This window comes from Methylobacterium sp. XJLW (assembly GCF_003254375.1).
GTDB classification, from domain to species: domain Bacteria; phylum Pseudomonadota; class Alphaproteobacteria; order Rhizobiales; family Beijerinckiaceae; genus Methylobacterium; species Methylobacterium fujisawaense.
On sequence record NZ_CP016429.1, the window covers coordinates 300,662 to 326,045 of the forward strand.

At 69.6% G+C, this 25,384-nt stretch carries 20 protein-coding genes; 10 read left to right on the forward strand and 10 right to left on the reverse strand.

The annotated features are described in order from the left end of the window. Positions 1 to 315 precede the first annotated feature (315 nt). Positions 316 to 2,025 (forward strand): methyl-accepting chemotaxis protein, encoded by a 1,710-nt coding sequence (locus tag A3862_RS01305; protein WP_100793878.1) that lies wholly within the window; start codon positions 316 to 318, stop codon positions 2,023 to 2,025. Between the two features lie 60 nt (positions 2,026 to 2,085). Beyond that, positions 2,086 to 3,015 carry a substrate-binding domain-containing protein gene (locus A3862_RS01310; protein ID WP_236961655.1) on the forward strand — a complete coding sequence of 310 codons (930 nt, stop codon included), beginning with the start codon at positions 2,086 to 2,088 and terminating at the stop codon, positions 3,013 to 3,015. 171 nt (positions 3,016 to 3,186) lie between these two features. Here A3862_RS01310 and A3862_RS01315 read toward each other — a convergent pair whose 3' ends face one another. Further along, positions 3,187 to 3,999 (reverse strand): universal stress protein, encoded by an 813-nt coding sequence (locus A3862_RS01315; RefSeq protein WP_043755102.1) that lies wholly within the window; start codon positions 3,997 to 3,999, stop codon positions 3,187 to 3,189. 192 nt (positions 4,000 to 4,191) lie between these two features. Here A3862_RS01315 and A3862_RS01320 point away from each other — a divergent pair, with 192 nt between their 5' ends. Together A3862_RS01320 and cydB are read left to right on the forward strand one after the other, a co-directional pair. Beyond that, the gene (locus A3862_RS01320; protein ID WP_043382211.1) at positions 4,192 to 5,634 is read left to right on the forward strand and encodes a cytochrome ubiquinol oxidase subunit I; all 1,443 of its coding nucleotides are present in this window, start codon (positions 4,192 to 4,194) and stop codon (positions 5,632 to 5,634) included. 5 nt (positions 5,635 to 5,639) lie between these two features. Continuing rightward, a complete protein-coding gene (gene cydB / locus A3862_RS01325; protein ID WP_043382212.1) occupies positions 5,640 to 6,653 on the forward strand; it encodes a cytochrome d ubiquinol oxidase subunit II in 1,014 nt (337 codons plus the stop codon). Between the two features lie 122 nt (positions 6,654 to 6,775). Here the strand turns inward: cydB and A3862_RS01330 are convergent, their stop codons facing one another. The 8 genes from A3862_RS01330 to A3862_RS01365 all read right to left on the reverse strand — a co-directional run bounded on the left by A3862_RS01330 (position 6,776) and on the right by A3862_RS01365 (position 16,548). Continuing rightward, on the reverse strand, positions 6,776 to 7,600 hold the full coding sequence (locus A3862_RS01330; protein ID WP_043382215.1) for an alpha/beta hydrolase: 825 nt from the start codon (positions 7,598 to 7,600) through the stop codon (positions 6,776 to 6,778). A 76-nt stretch (positions 7,601 to 7,676) separates the two neighbouring features. Then, a complete protein-coding gene (locus A3862_RS01335; RefSeq protein ID WP_111473152.1) occupies positions 7,677 to 8,990 on the reverse strand; it encodes a hypothetical protein in 1,314 nt (437 codons plus the stop codon). Beyond that, complete coding sequence (locus tag A3862_RS01340; RefSeq protein WP_043755096.1) at positions 8,987 to 10,768, reverse strand: alpha/beta fold hydrolase; 1,782 nt, start codon at positions 10,766 to 10,768, stop codon at positions 8,987 to 8,989. The genes A3862_RS01335 and A3862_RS01340 overlap by 4 nt, the downstream gene beginning before the upstream one ends. Then, the gene (locus A3862_RS01345; RefSeq protein WP_043354845.1) at positions 10,758 to 13,193 is read right to left on the reverse strand and encodes a glycosyl hydrolase 2 galactose-binding domain-containing protein; all 2,436 of its coding nucleotides are present in this window, start codon (positions 13,191 to 13,193) and stop codon (positions 10,758 to 10,760) included. The genes A3862_RS01340 and A3862_RS01345 overlap by 11 nt, the downstream gene beginning before the upstream one ends. Positions 13,194 to 13,201: 8 nt before the next feature. Further along, on the reverse strand, positions 13,202 to 14,173 hold the full coding sequence (locus A3862_RS01350; protein WP_043755094.1) for a DUF1839 family protein: 972 nt from the start codon (positions 14,171 to 14,173) through the stop codon (positions 13,202 to 13,204). A 4-nt stretch (positions 14,174 to 14,177) separates the two neighbouring features. Further along, entirely contained in the window at positions 14,178 to 15,134 is a 957-nt protein-coding gene (locus A3862_RS01355; RefSeq protein WP_193376712.1) for an amino acid--[acyl-carrier-protein] ligase, read from the reverse strand. Then, positions 15,134 to 16,297, reverse strand: coding sequence for an acyl-CoA dehydrogenase family protein (locus A3862_RS01360; RefSeq protein ID WP_043755091.1), 1,164 nt, complete (start codon positions 16,295 to 16,297; stop codon positions 15,134 to 15,136). Before A3862_RS01360 ends, A3862_RS01355 begins: the two co-directional genes overlap by 1 nt. Further along, entirely contained in the window at positions 16,294 to 16,548 is a 255-nt protein-coding gene (locus A3862_RS01365; RefSeq protein WP_043353394.1) for an acyl carrier protein, read from the reverse strand. The genes A3862_RS01360 and A3862_RS01365 overlap by 4 nt, the downstream gene beginning before the upstream one ends. Positions 16,549 to 16,934: 386 nt before the next feature. Here A3862_RS01365 and A3862_RS01370 point away from each other — a divergent pair, with 386 nt between their 5' ends. Continuing rightward, on the forward strand, positions 16,935 to 18,023 hold the full coding sequence (locus tag A3862_RS01370; protein WP_111473153.1) for an acyltransferase family protein: 1,089 nt from the start codon (positions 16,935 to 16,937) through the stop codon (positions 18,021 to 18,023). Here the strand turns inward: A3862_RS01370 and A3862_RS30960 are convergent. Further along, positions 17,999 to 18,355: a hypothetical protein gene (locus A3862_RS30960; RefSeq protein ID WP_124262914.1), complete on the reverse strand. Its 357-nt coding sequence runs from the start codon at positions 18,353 to 18,355 to the stop codon at positions 17,999 to 18,001. The two genes, A3862_RS01370 and A3862_RS30960, sit on opposite strands and share 25 nt — an antisense overlap. Here A3862_RS30960 and A3862_RS01375 point away from each other — a divergent pair. The 5 genes from A3862_RS01375 to A3862_RS01395 are packed head-to-tail and all read left to right on the forward strand — an operon-like array spanning position 18,335 to position 25,354. Next, positions 18,335 to 19,504 (forward strand): glycosyltransferase, encoded by a 1,170-nt coding sequence (locus A3862_RS01375; RefSeq protein ID WP_043755085.1) that lies wholly within the window; start codon positions 18,335 to 18,337, stop codon positions 19,502 to 19,504. The genes A3862_RS30960 and A3862_RS01375 overlap by 21 nt on opposite strands. Positions 19,505 to 19,515: 11 nt before the next feature. After that, entirely contained in the window at positions 19,516 to 21,711 is a 2,196-nt protein-coding gene (locus A3862_RS01380; RefSeq protein WP_111473154.1) for a GumC family protein, read from the forward strand. Next, on the forward strand, positions 21,708 to 22,934 hold the full coding sequence (locus tag A3862_RS01385) for a glycosyltransferase family 4 protein (RefSeq protein ID WP_078947050.1): 1,227 nt from the start codon (positions 21,708 to 21,710) through the stop codon (positions 22,932 to 22,934). The genes A3862_RS01380 and A3862_RS01385 overlap by 4 nt, the downstream gene beginning before the upstream one ends. Before the next feature lie 46 nt (positions 22,935 to 22,980). Beyond that, on the forward strand, positions 22,981 to 24,117 hold the full coding sequence (locus tag A3862_RS01390; protein WP_053608985.1) for a glycosyltransferase family 4 protein: 1,137 nt from the start codon (positions 22,981 to 22,983) through the stop codon (positions 24,115 to 24,117). Continuing rightward, positions 24,098 to 25,354: a glycosyltransferase family 4 protein gene (locus A3862_RS01395; RefSeq protein WP_043755077.1), complete on the forward strand. Its 1,257-nt coding sequence runs from the start codon at positions 24,098 to 24,100 to the stop codon at positions 25,352 to 25,354. Before A3862_RS01390 ends, A3862_RS01395 begins: the two co-directional genes overlap by 20 nt. Positions 25,355 to 25,384 lie beyond the last annotated feature (30 nt).

The window sequence follows — 25,384 nt, forward strand, 5'->3', positions numbered from 1 at the left end:
CGGCGTGCAAGCGATGTGCGGATGGGATCGGCGGCGTGCCGCAGCGCGACGCGCGGCGTGTGCCGCCCACAGGCAGATCAGATTTGCGACGCGCGACACTCAATCTGCGGAGATCGTCCGCCCGCAAATGAGACGGTCATCTGAATAGTAATAGATGCGAATATAATTATATTTTCTTGTTCTGTCTACATTTTACGAGGCAAGTATGTTTTACTATAATCTTCATCAAGTATAACAACTGTATATATACGGGCGTTGATTTTGGAGAGATTATTGCATAGAAGATAGTCCAATGATCTTATCGGAAATCATTGGATGCATGTGCGTCTGTCATTTCTTGGGCTGCGGCGTGAATTAAGCGTTCGATTGATCGTTATTGCATTTGCCGTGACGATGTTCAGTGTTCCGATTGGTATTGGATTGGTCTCGGCAGTCCGGATCGGCATCGTCGAAGCAGCGAGTCGCACCCTGGCCGGTGAGATCAAGGCCACGACCCAGCTCGGCACCATCAAGCAACTGAGTCAGGAGCTTCGGACGCTTGCGGTTCTGGCGCACGCTGCGCCGACTGAGGAGGCCCGTCGTGAAAGCTTCGTCAAGATCGACGCGGCGCATCGATCGCTCTCGGCCGCCTGGAGCGCGTATCTTCCGACCGTTACGGCGCCTGATGACCAAAAGCTGGCGCAAACTCTGCGCGTAGCTTGGCAGCACGTCCTCGCTGTCGGGGCCGAGGCGGCCGCCCTCGACCGGGCCGGGGAACGCGAACTCGCCGACCAGGTCCTCTCGACGGTGCTGGAGGCCAATGCGGCAGCGCTTCTGCAGGCGGTCGACGCGTTGCTCATGAACCGTCAAGGCAGGATCGCCGAAGAAGCCAAGACCGTCGATACAACCGGCCGGATGGCGTGGTGGGCGCTCGCCATGGCCGTGTCGGCCTCCGCACCGATCAGCCTCGGGCTGGCGTGGATCGTCCTGCGCCATGTCGTTCGACCGGTGTCGGCTATAACCGCCACCCTGCAGCGATGGGCGGAGAACGGGTCGACGGTTCCGATCTCCGCCCTGATGCAGGACGTCGAACTCGGCGCGATGGCGGGGGCTCTCAGGGCCTGTGAGAACAGGATTCGGCACGCCGAACGCCGCGAAGAGGAGGCGGCCCGGGTGCAGGCGCACCGTGAACAGCAACGCCGTGAGGCGTTTCGCAACATGACGGAGCGGTTCGAAGCGGAGATCGGCGGGGTTGTCGAGACCGTGTCATCCGACTCGGCGGAGCTGCGCGCCACGGCCGAGAGACTCTGCGAGATGGTCACGTTGACGACGAGTCACGCGGCGACGATGGCCGCCGCAGCCCAACAGGCTCAGTCCGACGTCCGGCGGATTGCCGCCGCTACCGGGGCGTTCAACTCTGCGGCCCACGAGGTCAATCGCCAAGCCGAGATCACGGCGTCTCTGGCAGGTGGCGCGGCGGTGGAGGCGGAAGAGACCCTCTCGCGTGTTCAAGCCCTCAGCGGCGCCGCGGACCGGATCGGCGATGTGGTCCGCATGATCACCAAGATTGCCGCCCAGACCCATCTCCTCGCCCTCAATGCCGCGATCGAAGCCGCGCGGGCCGGTGAGGCAGGGCGCGGATTCGCGGTTGTGGCCGCCGAAGTGAAGACCCTGGCGGGACAGACCAAAGAGGCCACCGAAGTCATCGGCCGGCACGTGGCCGAACTGCAGGGATCGACTGTCGAGGCGACGTCGGCGATCGCAGGCATCACCGCCCGGATCGCCGATATGAGCCGGGCGGCGGCTTCGATCGCCGTCGCCGTCGAGCAGCAGGGCGCTGCAGCGCGGGAGGCCGTCCAGATCGTCATCCCCTGTACCGCCGACGCCGTGGAACCCGGCTTCGACATCACAGGAACAACCGATCCGGCCGCGGAGGCCGACACGGTCGCGGCCGGCATGTTGGCCGCGGCCCGCAGCTTGTCGCGGGACGCCGAACGTCTCGGCGGCGAGATCGCTGGCTTTCTCGACAATGTCCGCGCGGCCTGACGCGGGGCACGGAACGACAGGAACGGAGCGAGCGTGATGGGCCGGACAGATCGGGCGCAGATGCGCTCGCGCCTGCGACGAGCCGCCTGGGCCGGGGCTCTCGCCGTCATCGTCTGCGCGAAACCGGCGTCTGCCACCACGATCGCCGTTCTGATGACTCCGCCGGCGGCCCTCACCCGCCTTCTGCACGACAGCCTGAAGGAGCACGCGGTGGCGCGCGGGATAACGGTGCATTTCGACTATGCGCCGGAAGGCGCGGGCGCGCAGCAGATCGCGCAGGCCCGGCACGTCATCGCCGAGAAGGTCGATGCGCTCGTGGTGAGCCCTGTCGATCCGTCGGCTTGGGCCGCGATCATCCGGCTGGCGCAAGAGGCGGATGTTCCGCTGGTCGCCGTCAACGGCGCACCCCGTTCGGCTTGGTTCGCCGGACGAGTCGCCTTCATCCAGCCGGATGACCTCGTCGCCGGGCGGTTGCAGATGCGCAAGCTTGGGCAGATGCTGGACGGGAGGGGCCGCGTGGGGATCCTCGCGGGCTGCACGTCGCACCCCGGGTCGGCGCCTCGCGCCGAGGGCGTGAAGGAGGTCCTGGCCGAATCCCCGGGCCTCCGGCTGGTCGCGGAGGCGGCGGTGGACTGCGACCGTTCGGCGGCCCGAGCCGCCGTGGCCGATTGGCTCGCGCGGAAGCCGGCCATCGATGCGATCGCAGCCGTCACCGACGAGATGGCGATCGGTGCTGCCGAAGCCGCGGAGGCGGCCGGAATTCCGGCGGGCCGGATCCTGATCGGGGGCGTGGATGCGACCGCCGCCGGGATGCAGGCCATGCAGGACAAACGGCTTGCCGTAACGATCCACCAGGATGCGAGCTTACAAGGCCGTCGTGCGATCGATGATGCCCTGGCTTTGATCCGGCATGAGCCGGTGCCGCAATTCGACTGGGTGCCGTCCGAACTCGTCACGGACCGGATGTCGACAACCCACTTCTCCCGCTAGAACCGGCGCGGACCTCTCCCGTCCGGTGTCGCGTGGCGTACCGGCAGGCCGCGCCTGCGGAGCATGGACGCGGCCCGCACGGTCATCCGCTCGGGTCGCGCGGATGATCCGGCTCCGTCTGGCGACGTGCGGATGACCGATCCCCGACGACGAAGCATCGCCGCAGGCCCGTCAATGCGCCATCAGGCAGCAGACCTCGGTCGCGTGAAGGATGTGGCGTGTCGCGCCGCCGAAGATCCATTCCCGCAGGCGTGAGTGGCCGTACGCGCCCATGACGATCAGGTCAGCCTGCTGGTCGTGAGCAAAACGAAGGATCTCGTCGCCATCGCTCACCGTCGGAGACAACAGATGCGTGGCGACGGACGCGCCGTGGAGCGCGAGATGAGCGGCCACCTCGTCCGCGCCTTCCAGGCGGGCGCCTTCGCCCGCCGTGGCGACGAAGACCCGATCCGCCGAGCGCAGGAACGGCAGGGCCCCGGCTACCGCCCGTCGCGCCTCCGGCGAATCCTTCCAGGCCACGACGATGCGCCGGCCCGGCTCCCCTCTGACGCGCGGGGGAACGACGAGGACCGGCCGTCCGGCCTCCATCAGAACCGGCGCGATCGCCACGCCGAACGGCCCGGGGTCGATCTCGCTCTCGCCGGCCCGGCCGACGACGATCAGGTCGGCGGCACGGCCCTTGTCCACGAGATGAGCGGACGGCCGGTCGAGGCCGCCACACCAAGCGGTCCGCGGTGCCGCGCCTGCGCAGCGCGCGAAGATCGCCTGCGCCTGCTCAAGGTCCACGAGGACTTCGGCCTTGAGGCGCTCGTGCTGGGCCTGCGCGTCGCGGATGTCATGGGCAAACAGGGGGGCCGGCACCTCGGCGGCGGCCGCGCCGGTCAGCGTCGCATCGAAGCGGCGCGCCAAGGCCGCCGCCAGCCGCACGCGGTCGGGCGTCGATTCCGCGAAGTCCACGGAAACGAGGATGTTGGCATAGGACATGGCGGTCTCCGCGCGACCGACACACGGCCCCGACCAGAGCCGTATGGTCGGTGGGAGGGGCCGCAGCCTTGATCCAGCGCAATCGCCACCGCACCGGCTTGTCGGATTCGCGCGCTCCGGCCTTGAGCTGAATCAACGCGGCAGCGCTCAAGCTGCGGCACATCCGGCCCGTTCGTCCCCTGGGAGACCGTGATGTCCGCTCTCGAACTGCCGAGCGCAGTCGATCTCGCGCGAGCCCAATTCGCGCTCACCGTCGTCTGGCACTTCCTGTTCCCGGCCTTCACCATCGGACTCGCGAGCTATCTCGCGGTCCTCGAAGGCTTCTGGCTCAGGACCGGCGAGGCCGTCTATCTGGATACCTATCGGTACTGGCTCCGCGTCTTCGCGGTCGCCTTCGCGATGGGCGTCGTCTCCGGACTGGTCATGAGCTACCAGTTCGGCACCAACTGGTCGGTCTTCGCCGACCGGACGGCGCCGGTGCTCGGCCCCCTGCTCGGCTACGAGGTTCTGACGGCCTTCTTCCTGGAGGCGGGCTTCCTCGGCGTCATGCTGTTCGGCCTGGAGCGGGTCGGCAAGGGGCTGCACTTCCTGGCGACCTGCCTCGTCGCCTTCGGCACGCTGACCTCCGCATTCTGGATCCTATCGGCCAATTCCTGGATGCAGACGCCCACCGGCCACGCCATCGGGCCGGACGGGCGCTTCGAACCGGCCGACTGGCTGGCGATCATCTTCAACCCGTCCTTCCCCTACCGCTTCGCCCACACGGTCACGGGCGCCTATCTCACCACCGCGATGATCGTCGGGGCGGTGGGTGCGTGGCATCTGCTGCGCGACCGGAGCAATCGCCAAGCGCGGCTGATGTTCTCCATGGCCATGTGGATGGCCGCCGTGGTGGCTCCGGCCCAGCTGGTGATCGGCGACCTGCACGGCGGCAATTCCTACGCGCACCAGCCCGCCAAGGTCGCCGCCATGGAGGGACATTTCGAGACCGAGCGCCGCGCCCCCGCGATCCTGTTCGGCTGGCCCGACGCGAATGCGGGCGTGGTGCAGAATCGGATCGGCATCCCCGGTCTCGCCAGCCTCTATCTGACCCACGACCTCGACGGCGAGGTCCGCGGTCTCAGGGACATCCCGCGCGATCAGTGGCCGACCAACCTACCCCTGGTGTTCTGGTCGTTCCGGATCATGGTTGCGCTCGGCCTTCTGATGATCGCCCTGGGTCTAGCCGCGCTCTGGCTGCGCCGTCAGGGGCGGCTGTACGACACGCCGTGGCTTCACCGCTTCGCCGTCGCCATGGGGCCGTCCGGATTGATCGCCGTCACGGCAGGCTGGACGGTCACGGAGGCGGGCCGTCAACCCTTCACCGTCTACGGCGCGCTGCGCACCGTCGACAGCGTCTCCCCGGTGGCGGCCCCGGCGGTCGCGGCCTCCCTGGCGGCCTTCGCGGCGGTCTACCTCGCCGTCTTCGGCGCCGGCATCTGGTACCTCCTGCACCTGTTCAACCAGACGCCGCACGTCCATGAGCCCGGGCCGCCCCCGGGGCAGCCGATCCGCACCGCCGGCATCACGCCCGCGCCCGCCCTGGTCTCCGGCACGCCCGGCGCCGGCCGTCCCCTCGCCCAGCCCGCGGAGTAGGCCCGATGTCCCTCGATCTCACCCTCATCTGGGCGTTGCTCATCGCCACGGCCGTGTTCCTCTACGTGGTGATGGACGGCTTCGACCTCGGGGTCGGCATCCTGTTCCCCGCAGTTCGCGGCAAGGCGGATCGGGATCTTATGGTCAACACCGTCGCCCCGGTCTGGGACGGCAACGAGACCTGGCTGATCCTCGGCGGCGGCGGTCTGTTTGCAGTGTTCCCCCTCGCCTACGCCACGATCCTGCCGGCGCTCTACATGCCGCTGATCCTGATGCTCCTGGCCTTGGTCTTCCGCGGTGTCGCCTTCGAGATGCGGTTCCGGGCCGCCACTCTCCGAAGCCAGCGCGCCTGGGATCGGTCCTTCTCGTGGGGCAGCTACGTGGCGACCTTCTGCCAGGGCATCTGCCTCGGTGCCCTGGTCCAGGGCATCCGGGTCGAGGGCCGCGCCTATGCGGGCGGCTGGTGGGACTGGCTGACCCCGTTCTCCGTGCTGACGGGCATCGCCCTGGTGGGCGGGTACGGCCTGCTCGGCGCCTGCTGGCTCATCTGGAAGACCGAGGGTGAACTCCAGCTCCGGGCCTATCGGCTGGCACGCCAACTCGGCTTCGTCACGCTGGCGGCCATTGCGATCGTCTCGGCCGCCATGCCGATCCTGAGCGACGCGTTCCGGGCCCGGTGGCTGTCCTGGCCGAATATCGCGCTGGCTGCCCCGGTTCCCGCCCTGGTCGCCGTGCTCGCCTGGCGCTTCTTCGTCGCCCTCGAGCGACGCGCCGAGGTGACGCCGTTCCTGTGCGCCCTGGGTCTGTTCCTGATGTCGTATATCGGGCTCGGGATCAGCCTGTGGCCGATGATCGTACCGCCGGCCATCTCGATCTGGGATGCGGCGACGCATCCCAGCAGCCAAGCTTTCCTGCTGGCCGGTGCTGTCGTGCTCGTGCCGATGATCCTGGTCTATACAGCCTACGTGTACTGGCTGTTCCGCGGCAAGGTCGCGGCGGGAGCACCGGGCTATCACTGAGGCCGGCGCAGGTCGCATCGCGACGGCACTGGTAGGATGGGCCGGCGCGTCTCGGACCGGCCCGCGCTCATTGGCCAAGCGAAGCCGATCGGGGCCTCGGCGGCTCCGTCGGCTCGGGCGCATCACGGCCCGGCATGGGCCCCTTTGATGAATCGCGCGACGTCGTCGGCGACCGGGAACCGGAGACTGAACGGAAAGCTGAGGGCATGAACGATCTGGCCATGGCCCAGGCCGGGATAGATCTTCATAGTCTCATCGCCGGCGAAGGCCCGCATGGCTCCGTCGAGCGCCAGGGTCCCGGCCGGGTTGACGTCGAGATCGGCCGCGCCCGCGGCCAGCAGCATCGCAGGATGCCTGTCCGAAGCATGATTGATCGGCTGCAGAGTGGGATCGCTGCCGACGAAGACCTCACGATCCAACGGCTCCATCAGCGCCGCGCTCGCATAGGGGCCCGCCAATCCGACGATGCCGGCGAGCTTCGCCGGGCTTGAGCCGGCCTGCTCCAGCCAAGTTGGATCGAGACCCAGCATGGCGGCGGCCCACGCGCCGGAGGAATGGCCTACGACCACGACACGCCTTGAGTCGCCGCCATATTCGGCCGCGTGGGCGATGGTCCAGGCGACCGCGGCGGCATTGTCCGCCAGGATGTCTGACAGTCCGACAGCCGGAACGTGGCGGTAGTCCGGGATCACGGCAACGAAGCCCCGCCGCGCGAAGGCGGCGCCGACATACGCGACCTCATCCTTGGACCCGCTCCGCCATCCCCCGCCATAGAGGAAGACAACGACCGGACGCGCCCCCCGCGCGGCCGACCGATAGATGTCGGCGCGGTGCTCGATCCCGTCCGCGTAGGCCACCCCCTTGGTCACATGCACCTCGAAGGGCGCAAGCACATTCAGAACTGCGAGGGTCAGACCGACGATCTTATCGCCCAGATAGCTCAGCATGGGATCGATTTCCGCGAACGTCGGAGGGGGGCGTGTGTCGGTCTGCGGGCCGGTCCCGGGCCCGGCAGGATGTAGTCTACGTCAGCTCGATCACGCCGAGGCGGTCGGTGACCTGGACCGGCACGCGCCTGTCCGCCGGAAGGTTCGCGACTGTTACCGATCCGTCGTCTTCGAAGCGATGCAGCCTGACTTGCCGCGGCCGGCGCGACAGACGGATCTCGGCGGGACGCGCCGGCGCATCCGGAAGCGGGATCCGGTTGCGCCGATCCCAGCCGTCGAGGCCGAGCCAGATCGGAATGAGCGTCGCCCCGTCCTGTCGTGCGAACCGTGCGAAGACGAGATCGGGCACTGCAGCGGACAATGTGACGTCGCGATCGGCCGCAACGGCGGCGACCGTGCCGGCATTCGCTCCGAACAGTCGGACGAGGCTGCGAACCGCCCGGAAGGCGGGGGTCGGCCGGCCGTCGTGAGCGAGGAGGCCGAAATGGCTTTCGGGGTCGGCGTCGCCGCGATCAAAGCTGGCGATCAGCTCGTAGAGGTAGGTGCGGCGTACCCCCTGCAGATAGCTCCAGAGCAGCATCCGCGGAAGGTACCGGGCCCGGAGACCGGCCGAGATCGGCAGATGGGCGCTGCCGGTGGCAAGCGCCGTGTGGTAACCATTTTCGGTGGCCAACACCGGAGCATCGCCGAAGACCGGACGGGATGCCGCCATGAAGCGGGCGAGGCTGCCGGCGCCATCGGTTTCCGGGGGCTCGGCGCCCGGATAGGCATGGATGTTCGCGAAATCGATCACGGCCGCAAGATTCTGCGCCGCTGCGACGTTGCCCTGGATGTAGCTCGGCCCGGCGACCCGGACGGTTCCGGCCCGGGCATCCGCCCGCACGGCGCGGAACAGGGCGGCTTGGTGCGCGGCCGACTGCGCCGCCAAACCGGACCGCGTTCCTACCGGGGGCTCGTTGCCGCCCTCCGCCACGACGAGTCCCGCGCCAGCCCAGCCTGCGATCTCGGCGAAGCGCTCCGGCGCTACCCGCGGCCCCGGCGTGAGCCCGTCATAGAAGATCAGGCTGAAGCGGTAGCCCCGGCCGGCCAGATCCGCGATCCGTTCGAATTGTCCAGCCGGCTCGTCGCCGGTGAGCACGATATCGTCGCGCAGATGGCGGACGCCGAGATCGTCGAGGGCTTCAATGCAGGCCGCAAAGCGCTCGACATACGGGCTGCCACGATGGCCGAGATGCACGTTCACGCCGATGGAATCGATCAGCGCCTCGCACCGATGCAGCGGCTCCGCCGCCGTGGCACGCCCTGCCGCCAAGGTACCTGTCGCGAAGGTGCCCGTCGCGAGGGATCCCGCTGCCAGGGCGAGCGCCGAACGGCGCGTGAGCCGTGTCATGTCCGGCCCGCCAGGGTGAGGACACGGCCGGGCTTTGCGGAAACCGCCGTGCCGGAGCGCGTCGCCTTCGACCGTTGCACCGCCTGCAGAAGGTCGTGGAGCGCCTCGGCGAGCCGGGCCTGGGCCTCGCGGGATCCGAAATTGTGGTCCACGCCCGGAACGACCGTCACGGGCGCGCCGAGGCGGCGGTCCGCCTTCCCGGGCGAGCGTCCCAGGTGGCGGCGGAGCGCCGCAAGACCGGGATCGCCGGCACTGTAGAGCAGGCGGATCTCGGCACCCCGGCGGCGAAGGGCCGCGATCCGCCGGGCGGGTGATCCGCCGGGCGGGCCGGGGCGTATGGCCCGGCGCATCCGGCGGAACGCGGCATCGATCCCGCGCCGGGCCAGCACCGCGGCGATCGCGCCGATCCGGATCTCGCCGCGGATCAGCCGGCGCCACGTCGCGCCCCGCTTGAGCAGGGCCGCGTAGGTGGAGGCGCTCCCGAAGGTTTGCCGGATGACCTGGTCGAGGTCCTGATCCGGATCCCAGTCGAAGCAGTAGAGGTTGAGCAGGAGGGCCCCGTCCACCCGGCTGTCCCGGCAGAGGGCGTGCAAGGCCGCGTAGGCGCCGCTGCAGCCGCCGACGAGCAGGATCGAACCGCCCGTGCCGGCGATCTCGTCGACGGCCGAGATCACATCGGCGAATCCGTCCGCCGCGAAGAGCGGCTTGCGGCCGTCCGCTCGATCAGCGCTGTCGCCGATGCCCCGCTGATCGAACCGAAACGAGCCGATTCCGTCGGCGGCGAGACGCCGGGCGAGATCGGTGGTCTGGCGTCCCCATCCGGAATGCACGCTCATGCCGGTGGAGACGAACACGATCGTGGGTGCATTCGCGTCGGCCCGGTCCGGGCGGCACCGGATGCCGAACAGGCCCCGGGCGAACCGCACCGGCTCCTCCTCCCAGCCCGACCCGGTCAGATGCGGCGAAGCCAGGGCGCCGACGGCCGTTCCGCTGCGCGTCAGGCCGCTGTCTCCCGCGCCCGCGGTCGCGAAGGCGATGACGCGCGCGAAATCCGCCGCCGGGACATCGGAGAAGATCGGGTCGCCGACGAGTGCGGCGAGACCCGGGAACGGCCCTGTCGCGACCGTGGAGCCGAGGGTTTCGAGGCGGGCGGCCAGGGTCCTGGTCTCGGGTGCCAGGAGCAGCGCGCGCCGCGCCGGCGCCCGTTCGAGACGTTCGAGGTTGAGGGTGGCGAGCTCATTGAGGACAACCGATTCCATCCGGAAGCCACCGACGGTGAGGCTGTCGGCCTCCTGCGATGGGACCGACCCGTCCGGCAGGCGCCCGATGGTCTGCGCCCGCAGCCGCATCTCGCGCAGATAGGCGCGCCCGGTCGTGACCGGTGCCAGCAGCACGAGGCCTTCCACGGCCTCGACCTGGGCCGCCAGGGCCGCGAAGGTGGCGCCTAGGCGCAGACCGATGAGGACGATCTCCGACACGCCCGCCGTTGCGCGCAGGAACTGGACGGCTCGCCGGATCGCCGCGACGCAGGCCAGGATCCCTCCGGCTTCGGGATCGGCCGAGTCGCCCTCCCCCGGGTAGTCGAAGCGCAAGGTCGGGCAGCCCGCCGCGGCGAGGCCTTCGGCCAGCGAACGCCAGGGTCTGTGCGCGGCCATCTGCTCGAAACCGCAGGTCCCGCAGAGGACGACGCCGCGCCGTCCGGCGGCCGGATGAAGCCACCCGAACAGACCATCGAACGTCACCGGCACCGCGGCGTCGGACTCGACCTCAGGCGTCATGACCGAATTCCACGATCTCGCTGCTGTTGATCGCCCGCACGCTCCCGCGCGGCAGCCGGGCGGCGTCCGCGAAGGCGACGATCCGGCTCGATCCCGGCGCGAGATGGAATCCGCTCTCGACCGGCCACACTCCGGAGGCTTGTACTTGGACGCTGCAGGCGAAGCGCGCGGTGCTGATCCGCAGACCCGGACCCTCCCCGGTCGCGACCGGTTCGGCCCGCAGGCCGACAGCCTCACGGAGGACTGGTCGCAGGCCAGGGAAGTGGAAGCTCTCGGCGATCACGCGGCCGTCGGCATCGCTCAGCCGGGCATGCGCGAGATCGTGGATCCGTGGCCCAAACCGGTAGCTGTCCGTGGTGTCGAAGAATCGGCCGAGAACGGCGGCGGAAGAAAGCGTGAGGGCCGCCCGCGGGCCGGCCGTAAGGACCCGCTCGGCCCGCGCTGCGACCCGCCCCCCGACATCGCACAGGGTCAGCCTCAGCGTCAGGTCCTGGGCCGCTGCCGTCTCGTTGAGGACGTGAACGTGAAGGCCGTCGAGGCCCTCGTCGGTGAGAAGGACCTGGACCGGACGGAAGGCGCGCTTCAGCGCATACCAGGCCGATTTCGGCCTCTGCGTCCAGTCGATGACGCCCCAGCCGGCGCCGGGTCCGAGGTCGCGCAGCATCAGGACGAGGCCGCCGGCCGTCGGCGAGCGCGGACGGCGCCACTCCGCGAAGGTCGCCTCCATCACCTCGGCCACCGCAGCACGGCCGAGTTCGAGGTAGCGGTCCGGATCTTCGACGCGCAGCGCCGCCGGATCGACGCCGTAGAGCAGGGCGACATAATGGTCGCGCACCGTCTCGAAGTCCCAGTCGGCCCCCCGGTCCCGGGGGATGCCGGCCGGCCAGAGCGGATCGGCCGGTCCGGTCGGTCCCGGCGTGCCGGGTTCGGGCGGATTGGCGAAGGCGAGGCATTCGCTGGCGAAGCCAGGTTCTGCCCGGCGGGCATCCTCCAAGGGCCGTCGATAGGCGCCGACGCCAAAATAGTGGGTGCAGCCCCCGCGCGGCGAGAAGGGCAAGTCGCCGCCGGAGGGCGAGTTCGGCACGACGATGAGATCGGGTCGCAGATCCGCCGCGCGCGCCGGCAAAGTCGTCGCGCAGAAGGTGTCGGCCCAGACGGCCCGGGGCGCGCCGAGCATCGCCGCCTGCTGCCAGACTTCGCTGCCCCCGCACAGCACGCAGAGCGACGGCGCGGTCTGCGTCCGCTCGAGAAACCCCGTCAGCTCGCAGTCGAGTTGGGACGCGAAAGCCGGGTCCGCGTGCGGATAGTCGAAATTGGCGAGCATCAGGTCCTGCCAGACCAGAATGCCGAATTCGTCGCACAGATTGTAGAAGTCGGAATCCGGATAGAGCGTCGTACCCGGGACGCGCAGCATGTTCATGCCGGCCGCACGGGCGCGCATAAGCAGCGTTCGGGTCCCGTCGGAGCCCAGCCCGACGAGATCCGGCGGCGTCCAGACGGCGCCCCGGCAGAAGACCGGCACGCCGTTCACCGCCAGCGACAGGCCGTCCTCGAACGGACGGGTGAGCGTCAGGCTTCGGAAGCCGACGCGGCCGAGGTCGAAGCGTGCGCCGTCGACGCGCACCTCGACCGGGTAGAGGTTCGGCACGCCGTGGGTGTGCGGCCACCAGGGCGCGATGCCGGGAAGCGCCAGCGCGCCTGTGAACAGGCCCGGCTCGACCTCGGTCAGAGAAGCCTCACCTCCGCCGCACGCGAGGATGACCGAGTCGGTCCGCCCGTCGATTCGCAGGCGGACGGCCAGGTGGCCGATGTCGCCTTCGAGGGTCGAACGCACATCCGCGGCCGCCATGCGGGGTCGGACCGGCCCGACAGTCAGCGGTCGGAAGGGGCCGACGTGGTCGATCTCCGGGCACCAGCCCGGCATGAAGCCGAGGACGCTGGTTCGCAGATGGCGCAGCGATCCGGGCGTGATCATCCGGGGCCGCCAGCGCCCGCGCTTGGCCGGTCGGTCGAGTTCCTCCCGGAGCGCACGGAAGCAGAGCACCAGCTCGGAGACGCCGCCGAGTTCGACATCGACGGTGGGCGCCTCGAACATGGAGCGGGTGCAGAGGATCGGCGCGCCGTCGAGCCAGACCTCGGCCAGGGTGGCGAGCCCTTCGAATCGAAGCCGAGCCGGGCCCGCCCCGGCGATGCGCGACCGGTACCAGACATCGCGATCGTGGATCGGCTCCGGCGCGGCCTCGCTCCAGCGCCCGGCGGCCCGCAGGGCGGCGGCGGCGGTGCCCGGAACGGTGGCGGGGATCCAGCCGGTCACGGCGTCGAGGTCAGCGGGGCCCGCACAGGCGCCCGGCGGCGTGACGGCGAGCATCCAGGGCCCGAACTGGACCTCCGGCGCACGCTCGTCGACGCAGCGGATGCGGGCCATCGCGGCTCTCAGCGGTCCAGCGCGCGGTCGAGGTCGGCGAAGACGCGGTCGTAGGTCGCCGCGAGACGGTCGAGACGCAGTGCCAGTCCTTCGGCCGAGCGACGGTGGAAGGCGCGGGCAAGCTGGAACTGGAAGGCCTTCGCCTCGCGGCTCACATCCGCGGCGGCCGCGGCCGCTGGCGCGAACCCACCGGCATCCCGCGCCTCGAGCCACGAGAGATGACTGGCGAGCATCTCGAAATTGGCGCCGAGCTGGCGCGTCGTATTGAAGGCGTAGGCGTGGAACACGCTGAGCGGCCGGCACACCAGATCCCCGGCCGTCGCCGCCAATGCGTCGCGGAACGCCAGGACAGGATTGCGGCGGGGCGCCCGGGCGCGATGCCGGACGAGCAGCGCGCGGGCGGCCCCCGGCAGGTCCGCGGAACTCAGGGGCGAGGCGACCGACTTCACGAACTCGGCGTAGGGCGGCAGCAGCGCCGGCGCAAAGATCCCGGCATAATCCGCCCCCGACAGCCGGAAGCGCCCGGCATTGTGAAGATAATCGAGTTCCTGGGTCACCGGGTCGAGGGCCAGGATACCGATCGTGGTCTTGGCGTGGTCCCGGCCGTAGGTCGTCCCCTGGGTATCGGGCAGATAGATCGCGTCGACTTCGACCAGCACCGGGCGGCCGGCCTCCGCCTGACGCACGGCATGGGCCTCAAGGCCCCCGTAGACCGCGAGTTCCAGCACCTCCAGCCCGTAGAGCCGCTCGATGTCGCCGGGCGGCGGCTTGAAGAAGGTGAACTGGTCGCCCTCGAAATCCTGCCGCAGGGTGAAGCCCAGCATCGCCTCGGGCACGAGGCCGCGTCCGTGCAGGAGCTCGATCCAGAGGTCGACGTAGCAGTTCGTCTCCGGCCAATCGCGGCCGGACCCGTGGAGCGGGTGCTGGACGTAGGGTCCCGCGGCTCCGAGACCCTCCGGCCGGCGCAGAGCGGCGGTCACCGCCTCAACCCCACAGCTCGGCGCGGACGGCCTCAGGCCAGGCGGCGAGATCGAGCCCGTGGTGGCGCAACAGCGCCAGGGTGATCCGCTCCAGGCCGAAGCCGACGCAGGCCGTATGGGCGACCGTGCCATCCGCCTGATGCAGGTCCCAGGTGCTGCCGAAATGGTCCTGGTGATAGTTGAAGCTGAGACAGGCGGTCGGCTTGTCGACGCTGTTGACCGGGACGTTCAGTTCGAACTTGAGGCCCTGCGCCCGCTGGTTGTTGGCGAGCATCCGGCCGGCGCGCCCGAAAAACGGGTCGTTGGCCGCGTCGATGGCGAGCGGAAGACCGAGGTCGCGCATCATCGCCGTGCCGCGTTCGAGCCACGACTCGCGGAAGGCCAGAACCTGCTCGGGACTGCCCATGCGCACGTATTCGCGCATGCGGAAGAGCTGCATCCGGGTCGGCTCCAGCGAGGGCTCGCGCCGGAAGCAATAGGATTGCAGGTCGAAGAGGCGGCCCGCGGCGGGCAGCGCCCCCCGGGCGGCAGCCACCGGATAGACCGGGTAGCAGGCCGCGGGCGTCAGGACGACGTCGGTGGCCTCCTGCTGGCCGGTCCAGTCGGTCCCGGCCTCCAGACAGGCAAGGATCTCGGCATGGCCGCGGGCGTCGCCGCAGAAGCTGTGGACGGTGCCGGCGAGGTTCGGGAACCCCTTGAGGTACCCGCTGCGCTCGAAGGCCGACCGGCTCATCGCGGGCGGGAAGCGCAGCACCTCGGCCCCCTCGGCGGCGCCGAGACGCGTGATCATCCGGTCGAGGGCGTCGACGACGCTCTCGAAGCCGCCGCTGCGGCCGTAGAGGCCGTCGACGCCGGTCCGGACCAGCAGCCCGTGGTCGAACAGGCGGTCGAGGAACGTCGGACCGCCGGCCGGCTCGTCCTCGGGGAGGACGTCGCCGGCGGGAGAGGAGATCGATTCCATCACGCACTCATGAGCTGGCCGCTGCCCTTCTGCACGAGCAGGAGCTTGGCGGTGTTGGCGAGGATGCGATCGTTGCCGATCATCAGCGGTGCGGAGAGGACGTCGCGCAGCGGCCGTCCCAGGCTGAAGGGCGTGTCGTTCCTGTATCCGGCGAGACCGACGATCGCGAGCGCACCCCGCACGATCTCGACCGCCATGTCGGAGACGGTGACCTTGAGGTTGTTCAGCATCACGCAGAAGCCGACGGAGCCGATCGTGTCGGCGTCCCCGTGCGCATCCTCGAAGCGGCGCAGGGCCGACACGATGGTGCCCCGCATGGCCTGGTGGGCGTTGGAGACCTCGGCCAGCCTCAGGGCCGTGGGCGGGACCTGTCCGGGCCGACGTCGGGCCTCGGCCTGCACGAAGGCGCGGGCGCGGTCCACCGCGTAGGTCGCGATCCCGTACCACACGCTGCTCCACAGCAGGTGCGACGAGGCCAGCATCGACTGGGCGGCGATCTCCGCGAAGGGCTTCGGCAGGATCTGCTCGACCGGGACGTTCCGGGCCTCCAGGCGGAAGCCGTCGCTGCACGTCCCGCGCATCCCGAGGGTGTCCCAATCCCCCGTGCGCACCAGGGAGATCTGATCGGCCATCAGCGCGACGAGGACCTGATCGGACGTCGCCGCGTCCGGATGGCGCCGGGCCGTGGCGAGGATCAGGTCGGCCCGGGCGCCGTAGGAGATCACCGACGCGTCCTTGCCGAGGGCGAAGACCTCACCGGTGGTCTCCACGGCGCAGAGGCTGTTGCGCAGGTCGCCGCCGATGCCGGCTTCGGTGGTCGAGGAGGCGACCAGCAATTGTTCGCGGGTGATCCGCTCCATCAGGCGGCCATGCCACGGGCTGTCGAGCCCATGGGTCACGAGGCTCGACACCTTGATGTGGTGCATCGCGAACACCATCGCGGCCGCGCTGCAGGCCTGGCCGAGCGTGCTGCACAGCTCGGCGATCTGGACGAGCCCAGCCCCCTCGCCGCCGAACTGCCCCGGGATCTGAAGACCGAGGAGGCGCTCGGCCTTCAGCGCCGCCACCGCCTCTTCGGGGAAGCGGCCTTCGCGATCGACGGCGTCGGCGTGACGCGCCGCCACCGCCGCCACCCGCTCGGCGCGCGCGGCAAACGTGCTCATGCGGCTTCCTGCTGGATCAGCGTGGAGACGGCCTCGCGAATCGCGCGGATGGACGAGAACGACTTGCGGTTCAGGAGTTCATCGGGAAACTCGATGTTGAAGCGCTCCTCCAGCGCCAACATCAGCTGCACCGAGCCGAACGAATCCAGCCCGCGATCGAACAGGCTGTCATCCTCGGAGAGCTGGTCGGCCTTGCCGGCGAAGGCTTCGTTCGATCCTAGGATCTCACGGATATCCTGAGCGATGTTCAAGGCGGAACTCCCTATTCCAGTCATAACGACGCTATTGAACGGTTCGGCCCGCCGTCAAATTATCTATTGATTAATAGTAAATAGCCGTGCGCGTGTTGCGATACGGGGATGCGCGCGGCGTATCCAGGCAGCTCACGCGGCCCGAGCGCTATATTGACCGCCGCTACCTTTACGATCACTTTCCAGCTCTTTATTTCGCGACCGACTCTCCCGCCAATTCGCGGAATCAGCAACTTACGCGCGTAAATGCGCGGCATGACGTCAATTCGGGATGAGGAGCCATTTAGGACGATTCGGGACTTGTCGTGACGTGGCGGGGCCATCGTGGCCATAAGGTTGCGGCTTCGCCTGTCCCGGGCGTAGCCCCAGGCATCAGCCGGCGCGCGATGATCGACAATCTTCAAATTCTGCGTGCCGTCGCGTCATACCTCGTCTTCCTCACGCATTACGGCCTGTATATCGGACCGGTTTTGCCGCGACCGGATCTCCTGGCCTTCGGCGCCTTCGGCGTGGACGTCTTCTTCGTCCTGTCCGGGCTCATCATGTTCGTGAGCACCAGCGGCCGCCATGAGAGCCCCGGTGGGTTCCTGCTCCGCCGGGCGTCGCGCGTCGTCCCGGTCTACTGGCTCGTCACGATCGGCCTGGCGCTCATCGCGCTGACCGGCCTGAAGCCCATCGGGATCATGGAGGTCCGGCCGGACTACCTCATCCAGTCGTTGCTGTTCCTGCCGTTTTCCCGCGGAGGCTTCATCGAGCCTCTGAATTCCGTCGGCTGGACGCTCAACTACGAAATGTTTTTTTACGTGATCTTCGCGGGCCTGCTGCTGGTGCCGAAGCCCGCCGTCCGGGCGCTGGGCGCGGCCGCAATCTTCCTCGCGTTGATCCTGCTCGGACTTCTGCCCGTCCCGGGCCTGTACTGGGCCTACTACACGAAGCCGATCATCATCGAGTTCGCCGCCGGCATCGGCCTGGGCTACGCCTATCTGCGCCTCGGCATCCCGCCCGCGGGATTCCCGGTCAGGCGCTTGGCCTGTGCCGCCCTGTCCGCGGCGGCGCTGCTCGTCCTCGGCGGCCAGATCGCCACCACGCTGCTCGACGCCAGCCCCGAATTGTCTGGATTCACCCGGCCACTGGTCTGGGGCTCCGCGGCCGTCCTCGTCGTCGGCGCGATGCTGCTCCTGGAGCAGGGCGGCGTCGCGCTGAAATCGCGCTGGCTGCTCTCGCAAGGCAATGCCAGCTACTCCTTCTACCTGGTCCACAACCTGCTGCTTCACAGCGCCGCCAAGCTCGCAGCGCTCCTCGTCGCCCCCGGATACGCGCGTGCCGCTCTCATCTTCGCCATCGCGTTTCCGGCCTCTGTGGCCGCGGGAGAGGTGCTGTTCCGATATGTCGAGACCCCTCTGATCGCCGGCCTGCGACACCGGCTCCATCGACGGACGCGTCCTGCCTCTCAGCCGACGCCGATCGCCTCGTAGCCTGCGCCACGCAGGATCTCCGCGGTGCAGGCCGCGACCGGCTTGCGCTGCCAGTGCATAGACCGAAACCACGCGCTGACCGTGCAGAGAATGCCGATCATTAACGTTACTAATTCATAAAAATTAAGTTTACACTCGGTATTACACATCTGAACAGGGCCTATTTCCAACTGTTGTCGAGGCGGTGACCCCTTTTTTAGGGCCGATGTCTCCATTACTCTTTCCAGTGCGCCTTTGCTCGCTGTCACAGGCGGGGGCGGCAGGACAGTATTGATTGGTCCCGCGTCTGGCGTGCCGACGAGGAAGCTGTGATGCGTGTCGCGATTGTTCACGACTGGTTGTATATCGTCGGTGGCGCCGAGCGTGTCCTCGAGCAGCTGCTGCGGATCTATCCCGACGCGGATGTCTTCGCGCTCTTCGATTTCCTGTCCGAAGAGGATCGGGAGCGGCTGGGCTACACGCAGGCGCGGACAAGTTTCATCCAGCGTATGCCCTTCGCGCGGACGCGGCACCGCAACTACCTGCCCCTGATGCCGCTCGCGATCGAACAGTTCGACCTCTCGGCCTATGATCTCGTCATCTCCAGCAGCTACGCGGTGGCCAAGGGCGTCCTGACCGGACCCGACCAGCTGCACGTCTCCTACATTCACTCGCCCATGCGCTACGCCTGGGACATGCAGCATACCTACCTGAGGGAGAGCGGCTGCGACGCCGGGATGAAGAGCCTGCTCGCCCGGCTCATCCTGCACCGGATGCGGGTCTGGGACTTCCGCACCGCGGCCGGTCCCAACGCGATCGTGGCCAATTCCGCCTTCGTCGCCCGGCGCATCCACAAGGTCTACGGCCGCACCGCCGAGGTCATCCACCCGCCCATCAATCTGCCGAGCCAGCGCTACGACGGGCCGCGCGGCAACCACTTCCTCGTGGCCAGCCGGCTCGTGCCCTACAAGAACGTCGAGGCCGTGATCCGCGCCTTCGCCCTGCTTCCCGATCTCGAACTCGTGGTGGCGGGCACCGGGCCGGATGCGGCACGGCTGCGGGAGATCGCCGGGCCCAACGTGTCGTTCTCCGGCTTCGTCTCCGACGGGGAATTGCGGCGCCTCATGGCCACGGCCCGGGCCTTCATCTTCGCGGCCGAGGAGGATTTCGGGATCATCGTGGTCGAGGCCACGTCGGAGGGCACGCCGGTCCTCGCGCTGGGCCGCGGCGGCGCCCGCGAGACGGTTCAGGTCCGCGGCCCGCAGCGCACCGGGATGTTCTTCGACACGCCGGAGCCGCAGGCCATCGCCGATTGCGTGGGCCGGTTCCTGCAGCAGGAAAGCCTGTTCACCCGTGAGGCCTGCTGGGCGCAGGCCGAGATGTTCTCGGCCGAGCTGTTCCGGAGCCGCTTCGCGAGCTTCGTCGGTCAGCAGATGGCTCTCCATCAAGCCGCCTGCGAGACGCGCCCGCGGATCCTGCCGCGGCTCGAAGCCGTCGGCTGAGGACGCGCCGCATGTCCTTCCTGACTGTCGATCTGGCCGACCGGGCGCCGGTCCGCGCCCTCCCCCAGGAGCCGATGCACGGCGGCCCGCTGGCCGCCGCCCTCTCCCGGATCTGGCATCGCCGCTACCTGTTCGCAGCGGTGTTCGTCGGGATCCTCGGCCTCGCCGTAACCGCCCTGCTGATGATTCAGCCCCAATACGTGGCGAGCGGCTCGGTGATCGTCGCCGAAGCGGAGCCCGGGGCGAACAACGCCTCCATGGCCTGGATCCAGAAGATCGGCGATCCGGCCGATATCGAGAGCCAGATCCTGGTGATCCGCTCGCCCCGGCTGCTGCGTCTCGCGATCGACGACGGCCTGATCGCGGCCGTCATGGCCGAGTGCCGCTCTGCGGCGACCCGCGGGCATCCCGACGAGATCAGCGCCAAGAAGGAAGCGGCCTGTACGAAGCTCACGAAGGATCGCAACGCCCTCGTGGAGTATCTTCAGAAACGCTACACGGTCCTGAGTTCGGGCCGCTCGCGCATTATCACCATCGGTTACAAGTCGCCGCTGCCCGACACGGCGCAGACGATGGCCAACGGCCTGATCAACGCCTTCCTGGAGGATCAGCGCGAGACGCAGGCCTCGAGCCGGAAGGCGGCCGCCGACTGGCTGCATGCCGAGATCAGCCAGCTCGATGCATCGATTCGCGCGGACGAGACCCGGATCCAGACCTTCCGCCGTCGCAAGGGCCTGCTGAAGGGCTCGACGGCCCCGATCAGCGCCGAGCGACTGACCAGCATCAGCCAGCAGCTTGCCGCTGCGGAGGCGGCCAAGGCGGATGCCGCCGCGCGTCTCAGCGAGATCGAGAACAAGGGCGCTCGCGGCGCCGACAGTGCCCCGGCGGTGCTGGCCAGTCAGACCGTCGTATCCCTGAAGCAGCAACTCAGCGGCGTCAGTGCGCAGCTCGCCAACCAGAGCACGCTGCTCGGGGCGAGCCACCCGGTCATCCGGGCGCTCGAGACCGAGCAGGCGAGCCTGCGCACGCGGATCGAGCAGGAGGTCGGCAACGTCGCGAAGGGCTTGCGCAAGTCCTACGAGGCGTCGAACGCCCTCGCCAAGTCGCTGCGCGCCCAGCTCGAAACCGCCAAGACCGACGCCGCCGCCGCCATGGACGACGAGGCCTCAATCGAGGGCATGGTCCGCAACGCGGAGATCAAGCGCACCCGCTACGCCGATCTGGTGAAGCGGGCGGGCGAGCTGGAGACCGAGCGGCGCATCCTCACCGGCAGCACGCGGCTGGTCAGCCTCGCCGAGCTGCCCCAGGAGCCGTTCTCGCCGAAGGCCGTGCCGTTCCTGGCGGGCGGCTTCGTGCTCGCCGGCGTCCTCGCCGCCGCTGCCGCGCTGCTGCGCGACTACACCGACCGACGGGTGCGCAGCTCCGCGCAGCTCATGGCCGGCACCGGCGCCCCGGTCTTCGCGCAGCTGCCCAGCCTGGAGCCAGCCGGGCTGGTGGGACGCTTCTCCGAGCGTCAGCGGACGCTCGACCTCCCGGAGGCCCTGGCGCGGGCGCGGGTCGATCCGGTGATGCAGAACGTCCTGCGCAACCTGCACGCCCATCTCGTCCTGGCGGGCTCCGGCAAGTCCCGCGTCATCCTGGTGACCTCGGCGAAGCCGCGCGAGGGCAAGTCGTTCACGGCCTTCGCGCTGGCCGGGATCGGCGCCGCCGGCGGGCGACGGGTCCTCGTCGTCGAGTGCGACCTGCGGCGCCCGAATTTCGAGGCGTCGCTCGGGCTCGGCCGCGGGCCGGGCCTCGGCGGCGTGCTCCGCGGCGAGATCGACCCGGCCGAAGCCGTGGTCCCGGCCGGACGCTTCGACGTCATTCCGGCGGGTACGCCGACGGCCGACTCAACCGAGCTTCTGATGAGCGACCGGATGGCGGGCTTTCTCGACTGGAGCCGCCGCTACGACCTCGTCCTTCTCGATACGCCGCCCACCAGCCTCCTGATGGACGCGCCGACGCTCGCCCGCCACGTCGACGGGGTGCTCTGCTGCGCCCGCTACGGCCGCTCGCAGCTCTCCGACACCGTCGAGACCGTGGCGAACCTGCGCCGCGCCGGCGGACACGTGCTCGGAATCGCGATGACGATGGTCCGGCCGGGCACCCAAACGACCTACGATGTGATGCCGCTGCCCGATCCACGCACGGCCGCGGGCGCCCGATGACAGACGTCCTTCCCGCCGCGACGCTTCCGGAGCGTGGCTCCGTCGACCGAGTTTTGGCCGCCCGGTCCGGGATCGCCGCGCGTCCCAGCGTTCTGTTCGTCAGCCACACCGGCACGATGTCGGGAGCGGAACTGGTGCTGCGCGACGCCGTCCAGCCATGGGCGGGTTCGACCGCCTTCCTGTTCGAGGACGGCGCCCTCACCGACGCCCTGCGCGGGCAGGGTCTGGAGATCCGTCTTGCACGGCGTCGGACCTCCCTGGCGGCTCTCCGGCGGGATGCCTCGCCCCTGAGCGCCCTGCCGGTGCTAGGCCGGCTCGGCGCCCTGGCCCTGGAGATCGCGCGGGCGGCGCGCGCCTGCGACGTCGTCTACGCGAATTCGCAGAAGGCTTTCCTGCTGTCCGCCTTCGCCGCGCGCTGCGTCGGACGCCCCCTGGTCTGGCACCTGCACGACATCCTCGACAGCGCGCATTTCGGGCGGGCCCAGCGCATCGCCCAGGTGTGCCTCGCCAATCTCTGCGCGACCCGGGTGATCGTGCCGTCCGAAGCCGCAGCGCGGGCCTTCGTTCAGGGCGGGGGACGCCGATCCCTGATCCGTATCGTGCCGAACGGCCTCGACCTCGACCGCGACCCCCGGCCCGCCGCGGCGCTGCGCGCGGAACTCGGCCTTCCGGCGGGTCCGCTCGTGGGCGTGTTCAGCCGCATCGCGCCCTGGAAGGGACAGGACGTGCTGATCGAGGCGCTCGCGCGCCTGCCCGGCCTCCACTGCATCGTGGTGGGGGCGCCGCTCTTCGGCGAGGATGCCTACGCGGCGCATCTGAGGGACCTTGTGGCCAAGTACCGGCTGTCGGACCGGATCACGTTCCTCGGCCAGCGCGACGACGTCCCCCGACTGATGCAGGCGGTCGACGTGGTCGTGCACCCCTCAGTCGATCCGGAACCGTTCGGCCGCACCCTCGTCGAGGCGATGCGCGTCGGCGTGCCGGTGGTCGCCACGGATGCGGGTGCCTCTGCGGAGATTCTCGACGGCGGCGCGGCCGGAACGCTGGTGCCGCCACGGCGACCGGACCGTTTGGCCGCTGCCCTGTCGGAGCTGCTCGAAAACCCCGACGCCTTCGCGACGCGAACCGATCTCGCCCGGGAACGGGCATTGTCCCGCTACGCAGCGGACCGGATGCAGCGCGCGCTCGCCGACATCATCCTCCAGGTCGCCGGCCGCGCCTGACGGGCCGGCAATCCCTCCCCTCTCGCTCGGAGCCGTCAGAACCGCAATGCCGCGCGTCCTCGTCAACATGCCGAGCCAGCATGCCGGTCGGCCGTCGGGCGTCGCCCTCGTCGCCTTCCGGGTGATCGCCGGCCTGATCGCGCGCGGCACATTCACGGTGGTGCTCCGCTCTCCCTGGCGCCGCGACCAGCTGCCGGCGGCGATCCGCGACCGCGTCGAGGTCGTGACGGTGCCGCGGCCGCGGATCATGCTGCTCGACGTCCTGCGCCAGAGCCTCGTGGTCCCGCGGCTGTGCCGGGCCCTGGACATCGACGTGGTGCTGAACGCCGACCCCTACGGTGCGGCCTTCGGCGGTCGCGCGCGGGTGAGCGTCGTGCACGATCTCTATTTTCGCACGCTGCCCGAGCGCATCCGCTCCCGCGAGGCCCTGACCACCGATCCGATCTTCCGGCTGGTGCTGGGCAACAGCGCGCGGGTGATCACCGTGTCCGAGGCGACCCGGCGCGATCTGGAGCACCATTATCCCCGGCTTCGCGGACGGGCTCAGACCGTGCCCTCCGCGGCGATGCTGGATCCCACGCGCGACGGGCCCCGGGCCGGACTCCCGGCCGGGCCCTTCGTGCTGGCGGTCGGCAACGCCCTGTACAACAAGAACTTCGCGACCCTCGCCCGCGCCGTGGTCGGGCTCGGCCGGCCGGGGATCGGGATCGTGCACGTGGGCGAGGATCCCGACGAGGCGATCGCCGCCGCGCTCGGCGGCGCCCCGGTGCCGCTGACGCGTCTGTCGCGGATCGACGACGACCGGCTGGCGGGCCTCTACCGCGCGGCCTTGTGCCTGTGTGTCCCGTCCTTCGCCGAGGGGTTCTGCCTGCCCGTGCTGGAGGCGCAGGCCCTCGACTGCCCGGTTCTCTGCTCGGACCGCTCCGCGACGCCCGAGATCGCCGGAGCCGGTGCCCTGACCTTCGATCCCGCCGACGCTGCGGCGCTGACCACGGGCCTGCGCCGCCTGCTCGACGAACCAGGGCTCCGGGCCACGCTGATCGCGCGCGGCCGCGACAATGTCCGTCGCTATGACTGGGCCGAAACCGCCCGCCGCTATGAGGGCCTGCTGCTCGACGCGCTCCGGGACGGCGCTCCGGCGCGCCCCGCTCGGGAGGTGCCGCATGCGCATCCTGCACCTTAGCTCGCTCTATCCGCCCGAGCAGGTCGGGGGCGCCGAACTGATGGTCGAGACACTCGCCCGGACCCAGGCGGGCCTCGGCCATGACGTTGCCGTCGTCTGCGCGGCACGGGCGCAGGGCGAGCCGGTCCTTCAGGACGGAGTCACCGTCTATCGGACCGGGCACGGAACGCCCTTCCACATCCTCGACTGGCCTGAACGCGGGCGGCTCGACCGCCTTCGCTACAAGCTCGCCGCGCAGTGGAACCGACCCACGCTCGACCGGATGGCGGCGGCGGTCCGGAATTTCGAACCCGATCTCGTGAACACGCACTCGATCTCCGAGCTGCCGCCGGCGCTTTGGCCGATGCTCCGGCAGCTCGGACTGCCGATCGTACACACGCTCCACGACTTCACCAGTCTCTGCACCAACGGCGCGATGGTACGGGACGGCCGGCCTTGTGACGGTCAGCATCTCAAATGCCGCCTCTACGGTGGGATCCACCGGCGCTGTCAGCGCGCCGTGACGGCTCTGGCCGCCGTGGGCTCAGACATCCTCGAGCGCCATCTCGATGCCGGTTTCTTCAACGACGTGCCGCCGGCGCTGCGACGGGTGATCTGGAATCCGATCCCGCCCGGCCTGGCGCCGGCACGGCGTCCGCGGGTTCCGGGGGCGCCGGTTCGGTTCGGCTATCTGGGTCGGATCGAGGCCGCCAAAGGCTTCGACACGCTCCTCGAAGCCTGCCGGAGCCTGCCGAGGGCAGGCTGGAGCCTCTCCGTTGCCGGCCGCGCCGTGGACGGGCTCGACCGCTACCGCGCCCGGGCCGAGGGCCTGCCCGCGACCTTCCTGGGCTACGCGGAGCGCGACGCCTTCCTGGATGGCATCGACTGCCTCGTCGTCCCCCCGATCTGGCCCGAACCCTTCGGCCGGACGGTGGCGGAAGCCTACGGGCGCGGCGTCCCGGTGATCGGAACCGCCAGCGGCGGCATCGGCGAGCAGGTCGGACCGGGGCCGTGGCTGGTGCCACCGGGCGATGCCCCGGCACTCGCCGCCGCGATGGCCCGGATCGTCGCGGAGCCCGCCCGCCTCGCAGAGGGGCTCGCCCGCGCCGCCCGCATCCGCGCCGGCACCGACCCGGTCGTCGTCGCGGCCGCCTATCTCGCCCTCTACGCCGCGACCCGCGACGCGGCCCGCCCCGAACTGCCTCTCGAGCTTTCCGCGCACGCGGAGCGCCCGCACCTCAACGAGTGCCGTCCATGATCACCCCGACCCTGTCCTCGACCTATGTCC